15 protein-coding genes, 1 rRNA gene and 1 riboswitch are annotated in these 15879 nt (G+C 44.0%); of the genes, 1 reads left to right on the top strand and 15 read right to left on the bottom strand.

Translation table 11 applies throughout. From position 1 onward, the window contains the following. Window positions 1-43 precede the first annotated feature (43 nt). The gene (locus ACIQXR_RS11100; protein ID WP_402872263.1) at window positions 44-1789 is read right to left on the bottom strand and encodes an adenine deaminase C-terminal domain-containing protein; all 1746 of its coding nucleotides are present in this window, start codon (window positions 1787-1789) and stop codon (window positions 44-46) included. Window positions 1790-1931: 142 nt separating this feature from the next. Here ACIQXR_RS11100 and ACIQXR_RS11105 point away from each other — a divergent pair, with 142 nt between their 5' ends. Next, the gene (locus ACIQXR_RS11105) at window positions 1932-2189 is read left to right on the top strand and encodes a YgaP-like transmembrane domain (RefSeq protein ID WP_402872266.1); all 258 of its coding nucleotides are present in this window, start codon (window positions 1932-1934) and stop codon (window positions 2187-2189) included. Between the two features lie 60 nt (window positions 2190-2249). On the opposite strand, the gene purD is transcribed toward ACIQXR_RS11105, so the two are convergent. The 14 genes from purD to rrf form a co-directional block, all read right to left on the bottom strand. Next, window positions 2250-3509, bottom strand: coding sequence for a phosphoribosylamine--glycine ligase (purD, locus tag ACIQXR_RS11110; RefSeq protein WP_402872269.1), 1260 nt, complete (start codon window positions 3507-3509; stop codon window positions 2250-2252). 19 nt (window positions 3510-3528) lie between these two features. Then, entirely contained in the window at window positions 3529-5064 is a 1536-nt protein-coding gene (gene purH / locus ACIQXR_RS11115; protein WP_402872271.1) for a bifunctional phosphoribosylaminoimidazolecarboxamide formyltransferase/IMP cyclohydrolase, read from the bottom strand. 18 nt (window positions 5065-5082) lie between these two features. Next, on the bottom strand, window positions 5083-5661 hold the full coding sequence (purN, locus tag ACIQXR_RS11120) for a phosphoribosylglycinamide formyltransferase (protein WP_402872273.1): 579 nt from the start codon (window positions 5659-5661) through the stop codon (window positions 5083-5085). Continuing rightward, on the bottom strand, window positions 5658-6686 hold the full coding sequence (purM, locus tag ACIQXR_RS11125) for a phosphoribosylformylglycinamidine cyclo-ligase (protein WP_402872275.1): 1029 nt from the start codon (window positions 6684-6686) through the stop codon (window positions 5658-5660). Before purM ends, purN begins: the two co-directional genes overlap by 4 nt. A 44-nt stretch (window positions 6687-6730) precedes the next feature. Continuing rightward, on the bottom strand, window positions 6731-8146 hold the full coding sequence (gene purF, locus ACIQXR_RS11130) for an amidophosphoribosyltransferase (RefSeq protein WP_402872278.1): 1416 nt from the start codon (window positions 8144-8146) through the stop codon (window positions 6731-6733). Beyond that, window positions 8131-10353 (bottom strand): phosphoribosylformylglycinamidine synthase subunit PurL, encoded by a 2223-nt coding sequence (gene purL / locus ACIQXR_RS11135; protein WP_402872279.1) that lies wholly within the window; start codon window positions 10351-10353, stop codon window positions 8131-8133. Before purL ends, purF begins: the two co-directional genes overlap by 16 nt. Further along, window positions 10337-11023, bottom strand: a complete 687-nt coding sequence (gene purQ / locus ACIQXR_RS11140) for a phosphoribosylformylglycinamidine synthase subunit PurQ (RefSeq protein ID WP_402872282.1) — start codon at window positions 11021-11023, stop codon at window positions 10337-10339. The genes purL and purQ overlap by 17 nt, the downstream gene beginning before the upstream one ends. Beyond that, the gene (gene purS, locus ACIQXR_RS11145) at window positions 11020-11274 is read right to left on the bottom strand and encodes a phosphoribosylformylglycinamidine synthase subunit PurS (protein WP_402872285.1); all 255 of its coding nucleotides are present in this window, start codon (window positions 11272-11274) and stop codon (window positions 11020-11022) included. Before purS ends, purQ begins: the two co-directional genes overlap by 4 nt. Next, window positions 11267-11986 carry a phosphoribosylaminoimidazolesuccinocarboxamide synthase gene (gene purC, locus ACIQXR_RS11150; RefSeq protein ID WP_402872287.1) on the bottom strand — a complete coding sequence of 240 codons (720 nt, stop codon included), beginning with the start codon at window positions 11984-11986 and terminating at the stop codon, window positions 11267-11269. The genes purS and purC overlap by 8 nt, the downstream gene beginning before the upstream one ends. 101 nt (window positions 11987-12087) lie before the next feature. Next, window positions 12088-13380: an adenylosuccinate lyase gene (gene purB, locus ACIQXR_RS11155; protein WP_402872289.1), complete on the bottom strand. Its 1293-nt coding sequence runs from the start codon at window positions 13378-13380 to the stop codon at window positions 12088-12090. Next, on the bottom strand, window positions 13377-14534 hold the full coding sequence (gene purK / locus ACIQXR_RS11160; protein WP_402872291.1) for a 5-(carboxyamino)imidazole ribonucleotide synthase: 1158 nt from the start codon (window positions 14532-14534) through the stop codon (window positions 13377-13379). Before purK ends, purB begins: the two co-directional genes overlap by 4 nt. Beyond that, entirely contained in the window at window positions 14518-15006 is a 489-nt protein-coding gene (purE, locus tag ACIQXR_RS11165; protein WP_402872294.1) for a 5-(carboxyamino)imidazole ribonucleotide mutase, read from the bottom strand. The genes purK and purE overlap by 17 nt, the downstream gene beginning before the upstream one ends. Window positions 15007-15137: 131 nt before the next feature. Then, window positions 15138-15239: riboswitch (purine riboswitch) on the bottom strand. A 56-nt stretch (window positions 15240-15295) separates the two neighbouring features. Beyond that, the gene (locus ACIQXR_RS11170; RefSeq protein ID WP_403079998.1) at window positions 15296-15514 is read right to left on the bottom strand and encodes an NETI motif-containing protein; all 219 of its coding nucleotides are present in this window, start codon (window positions 15512-15514) and stop codon (window positions 15296-15298) included. Between the two features lie 261 nt (window positions 15515-15775). Beyond that, window positions 15776-15879 (bottom strand): 5S ribosomal RNA (gene rrf / locus ACIQXR_RS11175); the annotation flags it as partial.

A 15879-nucleotide genomic window follows, 5' to 3' on the forward strand; every position in this document is an offset into this window, starting at 1 on the left:
TCCTGATTACTCAACCGTGTCGTTTGCTGCGTTCTTTTATATTTTAACGCATTATAGTAGGGAAGAGTATATTTTTATTCATTACATCATATACCCCACGCTGGGTAACCCTGATATACGGTAAATGGGTCGTAGAAAAAAAGGATAGGGTATATACGGGATCAGCGAAGCGATAACCCCGTTCACGCAACAATCTTTTCAATTCATTTTCTTCTATAATTAATTCAGGAACTTCCTTATTGGACATTATCCCTTTTAATGTTAATGGCACCTCATGAATCACTTCTCCTTGCTCTGTCAAAACAATACCGCCGCCGATTTCCTTCAGCCGGTTGAAGGCCAGGTGCATATCCTTCTTACGTTTCCCAATCAAAATGATATCCCCGGTATTCGTATAGGTGGCTGCAAAACCGCATAACTTATCGGCAAACCCCTTCAGTATCGTATTGATCCGCCATTTCCCTTCCTTATCGATGAGCATGAAGAAACACTCATCATCTTGAAAGGTAAGCTCTTCATATCCCACATCGTTTGAAAGGGAATATGGTTTGGTGATCACGTTATTGACCAGCTCTATTCCGAACGGCATCGAGAATTCGAAATCTTCCTTCAAACTAAGGTCCCAGTCCATTTCCAACGGTTTAAAGTCAAAATCGCTCCAGTTGATTTCTTGTGAATCCGGAATGATTTCCCCATCCCGCTTCACCCATTTCCCTTTAGCCATGACAGAAACCGGGGCGGGCTCCTCAATATCAGACAGAAAATTGATATTGGCGACTCTGCCCGTAGCAATATTGCCATGGAGATATTCAATATTATAATAGCGTGCGATATTGATAGTGGCCATATTATAGGCGTCAATGACTGGTACACCCTGTTCGATTGCTATTTTAATCAAGCAATCTATGAATCCCTTTTCATAAAAAGACGGTGGTGAACCATCCGTTGTATAAAAGAACTTATCATATTGATCGATACCCAGTTCATGAATTTCCTGCAATATGTTTGGGAGATCCGGACGGATGGATGAATGCCTTAATGAAACGAAATAGCCTTGAAGTAAGCGCTCCATCACCTCATCACCTGTCATGGCCTCATGGTCACAATCGGCTCCAAATAGTGTCATCTTGGCAAGTGTTTTCTCAGAAGCACCAGGAAAGTGACCCTCTATCTTCTTCCTCATCCGCTTGGCCTCCTGAATCCAATGCAGCATCATGTCATCGCCATCAAGAAGCTTAGGCCACCCCGTCAGTTCACCGCCCTGTAAAACGGCATCATGCTCAAGCCAGGATTTAACCGCTCCATGAGAAAATACGGTATCTTCATCGATCAACTCCGTTTGTCCATCAAAACGGCTCCACCAATACATCGTAACAGGGATGTTACGTAGCTCCTTCAAAAGAGAAAACGCTTTCTTTTTTCCTAATTGCAAAAGGAATGGCAGGTTATCATTGATAAGTGTCGTTGTCCCAAAATGGGATGCATAGCGTGAGAAAGACAGGGGATTATATAATTGAGAAGGGTGTGAATGCGGCTCAATATATCCCGGGACCAGGTACTGATCTGAACAATCAACCATTTCACAGCGGTCTATATTTTCAGGAAGGTTTGTACCGACATAGATAATGCGATCGTCATAAATCCATATATTTGCTTTCACCCATTTTCGTAAAGCCTGGTTTAAATATGTAGCATTTTTCAAAAGAATGTGTGGTGACCTCTTTCCATCCAGCACATCTATATGTTCCCGTAGATGTTTATTTTTCCATCTATAACGTTGTTCCAGCATAAACATCCCTCCATGAATTGTAAGACAAAGGAATTGAAATCCCAATTCAATCCAATTTTATCTTATAGTAACATATTTATTTCATTAACACAGTAAAGTTAACCAGAATACTGTGAAATTTTTGTGAAAGGATGAACTTATCATGAAATTCAAACAAAATATCAGCATAGTCAATGCGCTTATGCGGATTACCTGTGGCTTTACCTTTCTTACCTGGGCCACAGCGAAAATGGTTAAAAAGCCATGGAAAAATCAATCTTACTTAATGGTGGTCATCCTTGCTGCCATGAAAATAGGCGAAGGCATATTGCGCTATTGCCCCGTTGTCGATGTAATGGAAAATGGCCAAGCCATGATGAAGGATAAGCAGAACAGGGATGACCAATCTGATTCGTATTGATTTCATTTTAAAAGAAGCTGACTCGAGATTTGAGCCAGCTTCTTTTTATGGTCAAGGAACCTATTCTATGGCTCGATATCCAATATCCGTACGCCAAAACAGGCCTTCTTTTTCAATATGTTCTACTTCTTTATAGACTTGTCTTTGGGCAGACGCAAGGTCGTTTCCTTTAGCCGCAACAAGCAATACCCTGCCTCCATTGGAAACTAGATCTCCCTCGTCGTTTTTGGCCGTCCCGGCATGGTAAATATGGGTGTCCGGCTGAATCCTATCCAACCCTTTGATGACCGCCCCCTTCGTGTATGCTCCAGGATAGCCTTCTGCAGCCACGACTACACCAAGAACCGCTTCATCATGCCATTCAAGATCTAAATCTTCCCCTGCAAGGACCGCTTCAAGGGTATCGACGAAATCCGTCTTTAAGCGGGGCAATACTACTTGAGTTTCCGGATCCCCAAAACGGGCGTTGAATTCAATCACTTTTGTACCCTTTTCCGTTGCAATTAACCCGGCATATAATATGCCTGTAAATCGGCGATTTTCTGAAATCATCGCATGAACCGTCGGTTGCAGAATGGCATCTACCGCTGCTTGCACCATACTATCGGATATTTGAGGGACGGGGGAGTACGCACCCATTCCACCAGTATTCGGTCCTTTATCACCATTGTACGCACGTTTATGATCCTGTGCGATTACCATTGGATATACTTTATCCCCGTTCACAAAGGCCATCAATGAAAACTCCTCGCCATCCAGGTATTCCTCGATGACAACCTTTGCTGAAGCTTCCCCGAACTTTGCACCGACTAGCATATCATGAATGGCTTCCATTGCCTCCTGCATCGTCATGGCGACTACTACGCCTTTGCCCGCAGCCAGGCCATCAGCCTTGATGACGATGGGAGCGCCCGCTTTTTCGATATATGCCTTTGCCTGCTCATAATCAGAAAACGTCTCATATTCTGCTGTTGGAATATGATAATCCCTCATTAAATTCTTAGCAAATGATTTACTTCCTTCAATGACCGCAGCCCGGCTGTTTGGTCCGAACACCTGCAAGTTTTCTTTCTCAAAGTCATCAGCCAACCCATTAAGTAAAGGCGTTTCCGGTCCAATCACCGTCAAGGCAATCGCATTTTCTTTTGCGAAAGCGACCAATTCTTGATGATTGGTTTCCTCGATTGATATAAGCTCGGCAACATCTTCCATGCCGGGATTCCCTGGCGCCACGAAGACTTTCTTAACCCGTTTGCTTTCAAACAGTTTACGGGCGATAGCGTGCTCCCTGCCTCCACGGCCAATCACTAGTACATTCATTACCGCACCTCATCTTCGATTAATGTTTAAAGTGGCGAACTCCTGTGAATACCATTGCTATTCCATATTCATCGGCTTTATCAATTGAATCTTGGTCTTTCTTCGATCCACCTGGCTGGATGATTGCCGTTACGCCTGCTTTTGCCGCCGCCTCCACGGTATCGTCCATAGGGAAGAAAGCATCCGATGCCAAAGCACTTCCCGCTACTCTTTCACTAGCTTGTTCTAGAGCTATTTTTGCTGCGCCGACACGGTTCATTTGCCCTGCACCCACGCCCAATGTCATCTGATCATTACAAATAACGATGGCATTCGATTTGACATGTTTCACGATTTTCCAACCAAGTTCAAGAGCTTTCCACTCTTCTGCGGTCGGTTCGCGTTTTGTTGCCACTTTTACTTCTGCATCCTTCAAACCGAAAGCATCACGTTCTTGCACGAGTAAACCACCTTCAATTGAAGTCAATTTACGTTCCGGTTTTTTAGCAGCCTGGAAATTAACCGTTAATAGACGAAGGTTCTTCTTACTTGTCAATACATCCAATGCTTCCTTAGAGAATCCTGGAGCGATGATGATTTCAAGGAAAATTTCGTGAAGCTTTTCCGCAGTCGCTTTATCCACTTCACGGTTCAAGGCGATGATGCCACCAAAAATCGAAGTGGAATCCGCTTCATACGCTTTATCGAATGCTTCCAGAATCGTATCACCAACACCGACTCCACAAGGATTCATATGCTTGACGGCCACGGCTGCCGGTTCTTTGAATTCCTTAACGATTTGAAGGGCTGCGTCTGCATCATTGATGTTATTGTATGAAAGCTCTTTTCCGTGCAGTTGTTTTGCTTCCGCAATCGAGAAGGTAGATCCAAGCGGTTTTTTATAGAACGCTGCTTTTTGATGAGGATTTTCCCCATAACGAAGCGACTGTTTCAATTCATAAGTAACAGTAAGTGATTCTGGATTCTCTTCTTCGGCAAGCTCAGTCATATATTCTGAAATCACGGCATCGTATGCCGCTGTATGACGGAAGACTTTAGCTGCCAGACGACGATTCGTCGTTTTTGAGACATCTCCGTTTTCTTTTAGCTCAGCCAATACCGTTGCATAATCCTCGCTATCGACGATAACTGTCACATACTCGTGGTTTTTCGCAGACGAACGTAGCATGGTCGGTCCTCCGATATCGATGTTCTCAATCGCATCTTCCACCGTCACATCCGGTTTCGATATCGTCGATTGGAAAGGATAAAGGTTCACACAGACCAACTGAATCGGTTCAATATGATGCTCTGCTAGTTGAGCTTTATGCCCTTCATCTCCATGCTTGGCTAAGACTGCTGCATGGACATTCGGGTGTAGCGTTTTAACGCGCCCGTCCAGAATTTCCGGGAAACCAGTGATTTCACTGATACCGATAACATCCACGCCATTATCCTGTAATGTTTTACTCGTACCGCCCGTTGAAATGATTTCAAACCCGGCCTCTTTCAACCCTTTGGCAAATTCTACGATACCTGTTTTATCCGATACACTAATTAACGCACGTTTCTTCATGGTATGTTGTTCCCTCCATTATGTATGTTGTTTCTCTTGGCATAGCTGTTGCAAAATTTTTGGATACAGATCATGTTCCAATTCCTGAATTCTTTTTTGGAGGATGTCTTTTGTATCTCCGTTAAGAATGGGGACCGCCTGTTGAGCAATAATCGGTCCTGTATCCATTCCCTCATCGACATAATGAATCGTGACCCCGGTTTCCTTCACTTCAGCCTTAAAAGCCTGGCCAATAGCATCCTTACCTGGAAAGCAAGGCAAAAGAGAAGGGTGAATATTCACAATCCTGTGTGAATACTCCCCTAATAACGTCGATCCTATTAACCGCATATAACCAGCAAGAATAATGAATTCTACGTCATGGACATGAAGTTCATCGAGTATCTCCCGTTCATATCCCGCCTTATTTACGTACTGTTTTGCTGAGAATGAGAATACCGGAATGTTCTCCATTCTAGCCCTCTCAATTACGTAAGCATCCTCACGGTCACAAACAACAAGGCATATATCCGCTTTCAGATTTCCCTCTTTTATTGCATCAGCGATGGCTTGAAAGTTGCTTCCATTACCCGATGCAAAAACAGCAAGGCGTCTCATCGCTTAAAAGACACTCCTTCACCCTCAATAATCGTTCCTATGACAGAAGCCTGTTCACCACAAGACTGTAGATGCGCAATGATCGCAGGAGCATCCGATTTTCTCACGACGGCCGTCATCCCGATGCCCATATTGAATATATTGAACATTTCCTCCTGAACAAGATTTCCTTTTTCCTCAAGGTACGAGAATACTGGGGGAATCGTCCAGCTGCCCAACTCAATTTCAACACCGCAGTTTTCAGGAAGGATACGCGGAATATTTTCGATGAACCCCCCACCTGTAATATGTGCTAGTCCCTTCACTTCAAACTTTTCAAGTGTTGATAATATCGACTGGACATAGATCTTTGTCGGTTTCAACAATTCTTCACCCAATTTGCAACCGAACTCCGGCACGAGTTCCTGTAAATCCATTCCTGCATCTTCAAGAAGGATTTTACGGACAAGTGAATAGCCATTGCTATGGATCCCGCTTGAAGCAAGACCGATGACAACATCACCATTGGATATGCCCTCACCCGTAATTAAGCGTGATTTTTCAACCGCCCCAACAGTGAACCCAGCCACGTCATATTCTTCGATTTCGTACATCCCTGGCATTTCAGCTGTTTCCCCACCGATTAAAGCACAACCCGCTTGCTCACAACCGTCCGCAATCCCTTTAACGATCATTTCAATTCTCTCGGGATCAGCTTTGCCGCAAGCTATGTAATCTAAAAAGTACAACGGCGCAGCCCCTTGTACGACCACATCATTAACGCACATCGCTACACAATCTATTCCAATTGTATCATGTTTATCCATCATGAACGCGAGTAAAAGCTTAGTCCCGACTCCATCCGTTCCTGAGATAAGGACAGGCTCTTTAAGGTGTAACGAAGACAAATCGAACATGCCTCCGAAACCCCCCAATCCGTTCATTACTTCAGGACGAAATGTCCGTTTTACATGTTTCTTCATCCGATTTACCGCTTCGTAGCCCGCTTCAATATCGACGCCAGCCTGCTTATATGCATTAGCCATTTGAAATCCCCCTCCGAAAACCACTCGTTCTTATCGATGCCTGTTTAGCATTTAATTTTTTCCCGTTCATAATCGAAAATTTCCGTTGGATAATTCCCCGTAAAGCATGCTAGACATGAACCGCGTGTTTCTCCAGCAAACGGACGTCCAATCGCTTCGACCATGCCTTCCACACTTAAGAAGGTTAATGAATCGGCTTCAATGATTTCCCGTATTTCCTCTACTGATTTGGAGCTGGCAATCAGTTCATCTTTTTTCGATGTATCAATACCGTAAAAACATGGATTTTTAATTGGAGGCGAACTGATCACAACATGGACCTCTTTCGCCCCTGCATCTTTCAGCATGCGGACAATCCTTCTGCTGGTCGTACCACGTACGATCGAATCGTCCACCATAATCACGCGTTTCCCTTCAACGACGCCTCGTACCGGTGATAACTTCATCTTCACACCCTGTTCGCGAAGGCTTTGTGACGGTTGAATAAATGTCCGTCCGACATAACGGTTCTTAATTAAGCCCATTTCATAAGGGATGCCCGCAGCTTCGGCATAACCAATGGCCGCCGATATGCTTGAATCCGGAACACCCGTGACAACATCCGCTTCGATTTTCGCTTCCTGAGCCATTTGCTTACCAAGGTTTTTCCTGGCTGTATGTACATTAATCCCATCAATATTGCTATCCGGACGGGAAAAATACACATATTCCATCGTACACATGGCTTGTTGACTGGAAAGGGAAAAGTACTCTGAATAGATTCCTTCATCATTGATGACGACAAGCTCGCCTGGTTCGATATCACGGATGAATTCCGCCCCAACGATATCAAGAGCACATGTTTCAGAAGCGGCGTAATACGCATCTCCTATCTTTCCGAGGGAAAGTGGACGGAAACCATGTGGATCCCGCGCTAAAATCATTTGGTTTTCTGTCATGATAACAAATGCGTAGGCACCCTTCAGCATACTTAAGCTATTTTTCACAGAATCCCTTATATCAGAATAACCGGAGCGTTTAATCAAATGTGCAAGGACTTCCGTATCCGACGTCGTTTGAAAAATGCTCCCTTGTCCCTCTAACTGTGCTTTTAACTGGCTGGCATTGACGATATTCCCATTATGGGCAAGTGCCAGCCCCCCTGTATGTGAATTGAACAAGAAAGGCTGGACGTTTTGATATCCACCGCCGCCTGCTGTCGTATAACGGACATGACCTATCGCTGACTTCCCTGTACCGGAAAGTGCCTGCATTTTTTCTGCCGTGAAGATTTCCGTTACAAGACCTTCCCCTTTCGTGATGGACATTTGATTACCGTCCGTCACGACAATGCCTGCTCCCTCTTGGCCCCGATGCTGTAAGCTATGCAGTCCGTAATAGGCAAGCTGTGCTGCATCTTGATGTCCCCAGACTCCTACTACGCCACATTCCTCATTAAGACTTCTTATTTCAGCAAGCATGGAATGGCCCCTTTCCAAGCTGATTGTAATTCCTCAACATTCACTTCAAATACCAGATTATCGCCATCATCCGTCACGATTATTTTTGAATCATTCGTTACTTCCCCTATAAGGATTGCATCTTCAACAATGGATTCAAATGCTGCTTGGTTTTCTGGACTAACGGATAGTAAGAATCGGGATTGCGTTTCACTGAACAACCCGGATACCAATTCGCCGGAAACCTGAACGTTGGCGCCGAGTGTAGTCGGACCGAATAGAGATTCACTTAAGGCAACAGCCAAACCACCCTCTGAAAGATCATGTGCGGAGGCGATATGCCCTGCTCGAATAGCTTCAAGAATTTGTGCTTGCCGTTTTTGTTCAACATGTAAGTCCAATTCCGGTGCAGGTCCAAAGATTTTTCCTTCTACCATTTTTTGAAGTTCACTTCCACCAAATTCAGCTTTCGCTTCCCCGACCACATATATCAAGTCGGATTCATGTTTGAACGTTTGGGTCGTGATATGTTGAAGGTCATGTACAAGACCAACCATCCCAACTACTGGAGTTGGATAAATGGCCTCGCCATTCGTTTCATTATAAAGCGATACATTTCCACCAATGACAGGCGTACTTAAGCTGCGACATGCTTCGCTCATGCCATCAGCGGCTTTTTCCAGTTGCCAAAATATCTCTGGTTTTTCTGGGCTTCCAAAATTCAAGCAATCTGTAATCGCCAAAGGTTCTCCACCCGAACAGACAATGTTACGGGCCGCCTCAGCTACAGCAATCTTACCGCCTGTCTCGGGGTCGAGGTAAATATAGCGGGAGTTACAATCCGTTGTCATTGCAAGAGCTTTATTCGTTCCTCGCACACGTACCACTGCAGCGTCGGAACCAGGTGATACCACTGTATTCGTACGGACCATATAATCATATTGGTCGTAAACCCATTCCTTGCTTGAAATGGTAGGCTGTTGTAATAATGCTATAAGAGTACCCTTATAATCCTTGATAACCGGCACTTTTGCCGTCATGCTTTGGAAGTCGCGGAAATACTGTGGTTCAGCAGATGGCTTGTGATAGATTGGTGCTTCTTCAGCCAATGCATCAACTGGAACTTCCGCAACGATTTCACCTTGATGGGAAAGTGTTAAGTTTTTATCATCCGTTACTTCACCAACAGCAACTGCTTCCAGGTCATACTTCGTAAACAAATTAACGATTTCCTGTTCCCGTCCTTTAGTAACGACGATTAACATCCGTTCTTGTGACTCAGACAGCATCATTTCATACGCAGTCATGCCTGTTTCACGTTGAGGCACTAAATCAAGGTTCATTTTAATCCCTGATCCAGCTTTACTCGCCATCTCAGCCGAAGAGCTAGTAAGCCCCGCTGCGCCCATATCCTGAATGCCGACAAGCGCATCATTATGGATGAGTTCAAGGCAAGCTTCTAACAGTAATTTCTCCATGAATGGATCGCCAACTTGCACGGCTGGTCTTTTCTCTTCTGAAGACTCTGAAAGTTCTTCCGATGCAAATGTAGCTCCATGAATGCCATCACGGCCAGTTTTGGCACCCACGTACATGACCGTATTCCCGACACCATGAGCTTGACCTTTCTTGATATCCTTATGATCAATTAACCCGACGCACATGGCATTGACTAATGGATTTCCCTCATAGGAAGGATCGAATTGAATTTCACCGCCGACAGTGGGAATCCCAATGCAGTTCCCATATCCAGCAATTCCTGCAACCACTTCTTTGAATAAATATTTCACGCGTTCGTTATCCAATTCGCCGAAGCGCAGCGAATTTAACATGGCGATAGGTCGGGCTCCCATGGAGAAGACATCACGGATAATGCCCCCAACGCCTGTAGCTGCTCCTTGATATGGCTCAATGGCCGATGGATGGTTATGGCTTTCAATCTTGAAAACGACGGCCTGATTATCACCGATATCGACGATTCCTGCGCCTTCCCCAGGACCTTGTAATACTTTTTCCCCCGTAATCGGGAATTTTCTTAAGATGGGTTTTGAATTTTTGTAGGAACAATGCTCTGACCACATGACGGAAAACAAACCCGTTTCCGTATAATTCGGCAGTCTGCCTAAGATTTTCTCCACCATGGCGAATTCTTCATCGGATAGCCCCATACTTGCGTATAAACGCTCCGATTTAATTTTATCCGGACTTGGTTCAAGCTGTAACAACATGTGATTCCCTCCAGTTTTTCACGATGGATTGAAAGATCTTTAAGCCGTCTTTACTGCCAAGCAGTGAGTCAACAGCACGTTCGGGATGAGGCATCATTCCGAGGACATTACCTTGTGCATTGGTGATTCCCGCGATTTGTTCTAGGCTACCGTTGGGATTTTCACCCTTATAAGTGAACAGAATGCGGTTATTTTGTTTTAATTCCTCCAGTGTGTCTTTATCACAGTAATAGTTTCCTTCACCATGGGCCACTGGAATGGTGATTGATTCGTTTAATGAATATCCCGTGGTAAACATTGATTCATTATTTTGAACATTCAGCTCTACATTACGACAGATGAATTTCAGACCATCATTACGTCGCATCGCTCCCGGTAACAGCCCTGCTTCAAGCAAAATTTGAAAACCATTGCAGACGCCAAGAACTGGCTTTCCTGCTTGAGCCGCTTTTACGACTTCGGCCATCACATTGGAAAAACGGGCAATCGCTCCTGAACGTAGGTAGTCGCCATAAGAGAATCCGCCTGGAAGCAGGATCCCGTCAAATTTGTCTAGATTATCCGTGGAATGCCATACATACTCCACTTCCTCCCCAAGCGCATCCTGTATCGCATGGTACATGTCGACATCACAATTGGAGCCAGGGAAAACGATCACAGCAAATTTCATTGGGTGACAACCTCCTCCACGTCATAACGGTACGCTTCAATGACTGTATTGGCTAATAGCTTTTCACACATTTCCTTCACCAGTTGATCTAAATCACGGTCGGTGTCTTCAATCGTCAGTTCAATGTATTTCCCGACACGAACATCGCTTACTTCGTTATATGTCAAACTATGAAGGGATTGTTGAACCGCTGTCCCCTGTGGATCCAGTACACTTTCTCGTAGTGTGATATATACCTTAACCTTATACATGTTGAATACCCTCCAACTTTGCTAGAATTTTTCCATATGCATCTGTTAAACTACCTAAATCACGGCGGAATACGTCTTTGTCCAGTTTTTCATTTGTATCTGCATCCCAAAGGCGACAAGTATCCGGTGAAATTTCATCAGCCAATAGGATTTCCCCATCCGATGTCTTGCCAAACTCCAGTTTAAAATCAATCAAGTTAATGCCCATCTCTTGGAAGATGGTTGATAGGACCTTACTGATTTCCCGTGCCTTTTCCTTTAAGATAGCTACATCTTCCTTGCTGGCAAGTTCCAATTCTTCAATATGGTCTTCCGTCAACAGGGGATCGCCGAGTGCGTCGTCTTTATAATAAAATTCAACGAGCGTTTTCTTAAGTGGGTGGCCTTCTTCCATGCCAGTGCGTTTAGAGAAGCTACCGGCAGCCGTGTTTCTAACGACCACTTCAAGAGGTATGATGGAGACCTTTTTAACCAGTTGCTCCCGCTCGGAAAGCTTTTCTATAAAATGAGAAGGAATGTTTTGTTCGGCAAGCTTTGAAAATAGTAAACTAGTAATTTGATTATTCAACTGGCCTTTACCAGCGATTTCTGACTTCTTCTCGCCATTGAAAGCCGTTGCTGAATCTTTGTATTCCACCCATACTATTTCACTGTTGTCCGTTGCATAAATCTGTTTCGCTTTCCCTTCATACAGCAATTCTCGCTTTTCCATCTGTTAAGACCTCCGAATTGTGAATATTATGAATTTTTATTTTATCATTAGGCAAGGAGCAAACGCTTCACCCGACTGGGATTCACGTTTGCAGCCTTGTTTTATAAGCCTAGGCGATCAAAGATCACATCTACGTTTTTCAAATGATGGGTAGGGTCGAAACAGTCATCAAGTTCTTCTTTAGTAAGCAGGCTTGTGATTTTATCATCCTTGTCGATCAGGCTCCTGAATGGGACTTGTTGCTCCCAGGCGTCCATCGCATGTGGCTGAACCGTATCATACGCCTCTTCACGGACAAGACCCTTGTCAATAAGAGCAAGCAACACGCGTTGAGAGAAGATTAATCCAAGAGTACGATCCATGTTACGCTTCATGTTCTCAGGATAGACAGTAAGGTTTTTCACGATGTTACTGAAGCGGTTCAACATATAATTCAAAGCAATCGTTGCATCCGGCAAGATGATTCGTTCAGCAGAAGAGTGGGAGATATCACGTTCGTGCCATAAAGCTACATTCTCATACGCTGTCATCATGTATCCACGGATGACCCGGGCCATTCCTGTCATGTTCTCAGAACCGATAGGATTCCGTTTATGAGGCATTGCCGATGATCCTTTTTGTCCTTTTGCAAAGAATTCTTCCACTTCGCGCGTTTCGCTTTTTTGTAATCCTCGGATTTCCACAGCGAATTTTTCGATGGAAGTTGCAATTAACGCCAATGTACTCATATAGTGTGCATGGCGATCACGTTGCAAGGTTTGCGTTGAAATCGGATCAGCTTCAAGGCCCAGCTTTTCACAGACGAATTGTTCAACGAACGGGTCGATGTTTGCATATGTACCAACAGCACCGGAGATTTTACCTACCTCGATGTTTTTTCGAGCAGCATCAAAACGTTCCACATTCCGTTTCATTTCTTGGTACCAAAGGGCAAGCTTCAAGCCGAAAGTAGTCGGTTCTGCATGCACACCATGTGTACGTCCCATTTGAACGGTATATTTATGTTCTTTCGCTTTGTTTTTCAAGATCTCGACAAAATTATTTAAATCCTTTGAAAGAATATCATTCGCTTGTTTAATCACATAAGAAAGTGCCGTATCAACTACATCCGTTGAAGTCAGACCATAATGCACCCATTTACGTTCTTCACCTAATGTTTCGGAAACCGCACGCGTGAAGGCCACAACATCATGGCGAGTATCTTTTTCAATTTCATTGATGCGCTCTACATCGAATGATGCATTTTCACGAAGGAGCTTCACGTCTTCTTTCGGTATGACACCAAGTTCCGACCATGCTTCACATGCCAAGATTTCTACTTCCAACCATGCATTAAAGCGGTTTTTCTCTGTCCAAATGTTCCCCATTTCAGGGCGGGTATAACGTTCAATCATTTTGCTTCCTCCGTTTCAACCTGTTGATTCCAAATTTTGCTTCGATCACTTTCTAAAAGGGCTTCCTCGAGTGTTGGACGTAAAATGTTAACATGCCCCATTTTCCGTTTTATCTTGGCCTCTCTTTTACCATAAAGATGAATCTTCCAATCTGTAAGCTCCGGAATTTCATGAAGTAATGGCTCCAAGTGTTCACCTAGGACGTTGACCATGACCACCGGTTGCAACAAGGAGGTATTTCCGAGGGGCCAATTACAGACAGCACGGATATGCTGTTCGAATTGGGATGTTGCACATGCTTCCAATGTATAATGACCCGAATTGTGTGGTCTGGGTGCAAGCTCATTGATGATGATTTCATCCTTTGCCGTTAAAAACATCTCCACGGCCAATGTACCGACAAGGTCCAGTTTTTCGGCAAGCTGTCGAGCCTCCACAATGGCCTTTTCTTCAGCACTCTGACTGATGCGAGCGGGAACGATGCTTTTATGCAGTATATTTTCAATATGAATATTTTCTGCAACCGGAAAATGACTTGTTTCACCATTTGCTTTACGCGTCACGACAACCGAGATTTCCTTAACGAAAGGTATCCAAGCTTCTAATACACATACACCTGTTTGGAGCAGGGATTCAGCCTTTTTAATATCAGCTTCCTCATTAATGACTAACTGCCCTTTTCCATCATAACCGCCACGGGTCGTTTTTAACACACTTGGGTACCCTAATTCTTCTATATGTAGGTATATTTCCGAAACATCCTGAATTTCCCGGTACGGGGCAACCGTTGCTCCGGCACCTGCTATGGCTTTCTTTTCAGTAAGCCGATCCTGTGTTTGTTTTAATAATTCCGACCCTTGAGGAAGATAGGCATGCTGTTTCAACCAATCTAGAGCCTTGGAACTGATATTTTCGAACTCATAGGTAATGACGTCACTGACATTTGCCAGCCTTTTCAATGCATCTATGTCATCATATGCCCCAAGGATCTCTATATCTGCCACTTGAGCACAAGGACCATTAGTCGTTGGTTCAAGAACAGCTATCTTAAAGCCTGCTGCCTTAGCCGCTAAGGCCATCATCCTGCCTAACTGTCCACCGCCAATAATTCCAATCGTCTGACCCGGTAAAATGACCTTATTTAAGTTGTTCACTGCTCAATAACACCTTTTCCCTAGTTTCGTCTCGGAGAACCTCTATCCTATCGGCGATTTCTGAATCGAAAGCAGCCAATATCTGCGCCGCAAGCAAACCTGCGTTAATCGCCCCTGCCTTTCCGATGGCTACCGTGGCAACCGGTACCCCGCCTGGCATTTGAACAATTGATAATAATGAATCCAAACCGTTTAAAGCCTTGGATTGGATTGGCACTCCAATCACAGGTACTATTGTTTTAGCTGCCGTCATACCGGGTAGATGAGCAGCTCCACCTGCACCTGCTATTATTACCTTAATCCCGCGCTCTCTTGCACTCTCTGCATATTCAAACAATAAGTCTGGTGTGCGGTGGGCCGAAACGACTCTTTTTTCATAGGGGATTTCGAGTTGTTCCAATGATTCACAAGCATACTTCATCGTTTCCCAATCCGAGACGCTACCCATAATGACCCCGACCTGTGACTTCATAATACTGTCCCTCCCACTTTCCATTCTTTCATCTATAATTTTCAAAAAAAAACGGGCAGACTTCTTCCTCATAGAGAAAGCAATCTGCCCGGAAAAAAGTCTTCACAAAAAAGACTTCGATAGTTTCCGAATAAGTCAGCTACTTTTCTCATAGTCCGATGATTTACGGTCATCAGGTAGAAACTTTTGGGCCATATCCCCAGGATTATATGAGAGGTATTAATATACATTCATCTTACCGTCACGCATTTTCATTGTCAAGACAAAATCGAATATTTTTATAGAATACTTAATGATCGTTCGTGTTTTGCTCCAATAACTTTGCTTCAAATACAATTTTCCTGTTAATTGGTTCATAATGAGCCATTCCATTCGTGATTCTTTCCTCAAAAATGGGTTCTTCCGTTCTCCTCACAGGAAAATACCCTGCAGCCTTTATTCGATCTAGGCATTCATCAATGCTTTCTCCTTCTCTAACTTCAAACTTTTCTTTACCCTTTTTACTCACAGAATCGTTCCTTTCCTGCATTCACTATTTTCATGAATATTTTTGTTCCACCCTTATTAAACAGCTTGCCTATTTTTCTAATTATAAATTCTTTCAGATAGGTTGAACAGCTTATCCAGGGATTTTAATCAAAGATCGACGGAAAGTTGTTTTCAATATCTAACTTGTCCTGTCCTAGCAACAGTGAATGATTTCATTTTATTTTAATGGTACCAGTCTGAAAACAAAAAAAGACCAGCCTAATGGCTGACCTTCGAAATGGCTTGGCGGCGTCCTACTCTCACAGGGGGAAACCCCCAACTACCATCGGCGCTGAAGAGCTTAACTGCCGTGTTCGGAATGGGAACGGGTGTGACCTCTTCGCT

Source organism: Peribacillus sp. NPDC097224, assembly GCF_044761985.1.
GTDB lineage: Bacteria > Bacillota > Bacilli > Bacillales > DSM-1321 > Peribacillus.

Bases quoted from the DNA above. Each gene is read 5' to 3' on its own strand.
- ACIQXR_RS11100 (WP_402872263.1), bottom strand. From the start codon at position 1,789: ATGCTGGAACAACGTTATAGATGGAAAAATAAACATCTACGGGAACAT.
- ACIQXR_RS11105 (WP_402872266.1), top strand. From the start codon at position 1,932: ATGAAATTCAAACAAAATATCAGCATAGTCAATGCGCTTATGCGGATT.
- purD (WP_402872269.1), bottom strand. From the start codon at position 3,509: ATGAATGTACTAGTGATTGGCCGTGGAGGCAGGGAGCACGCTATCGCC.
- purH (WP_402872271.1), bottom strand. From the start codon at position 5,064: ATGAAGAAACGTGCGTTAATTAGTGTATCGGATAAAACAGGTATCGTA.
- purN (WP_402872273.1), bottom strand. From the start codon at position 5,661: ATGAGACGCCTTGCTGTTTTTGCATCGGGTAATGGAAGCAACTTTCAA.
- purM (WP_402872275.1), bottom strand. From the start codon at position 6,686: ATGGCTAATGCATATAAGCAGGCTGGCGTCGATATTGAAGCGGGCTAC.
- purF (WP_402872278.1), bottom strand. From the start codon at position 8,146: ATGCTTGCTGAAATAAGAAGTCTTAATGAGGAATGTGGCGTAGTAGGA.
- purL (WP_402872279.1), bottom strand. From the start codon at position 10,353: ATGTTGTTACAGCTTGAACCAAGTCCGGATAAAATTAAATCGGAGCGT.
- purQ (WP_402872282.1), bottom strand. From the start codon at position 11,023: ATGAAATTTGCTGTGATCGTTTTCCCTGGCTCCAATTGTGATGTCGAC.
- purS (WP_402872285.1), bottom strand. From the start codon at position 11,274: ATGTATAAGGTTAAGGTATATATCACACTACGAGAAAGTGTACTGGAT.
- purC (WP_402872287.1), bottom strand. From the start codon at position 11,986: ATGGAAAAGCGAGAATTGCTGTATGAAGGGAAAGCGAAACAGATTTAT.
- purB (WP_402872289.1), bottom strand. From the start codon at position 13,380: ATGATTGAACGTTATACCCGCCCTGAAATGGGGAACATTTGGACAGAG.
- purE (WP_402872294.1), bottom strand. From the start codon at position 15,006: ATGAAGTCACAGGTCGGGGTCATTATGGGTAGCGTCTCGGATTGGGAA.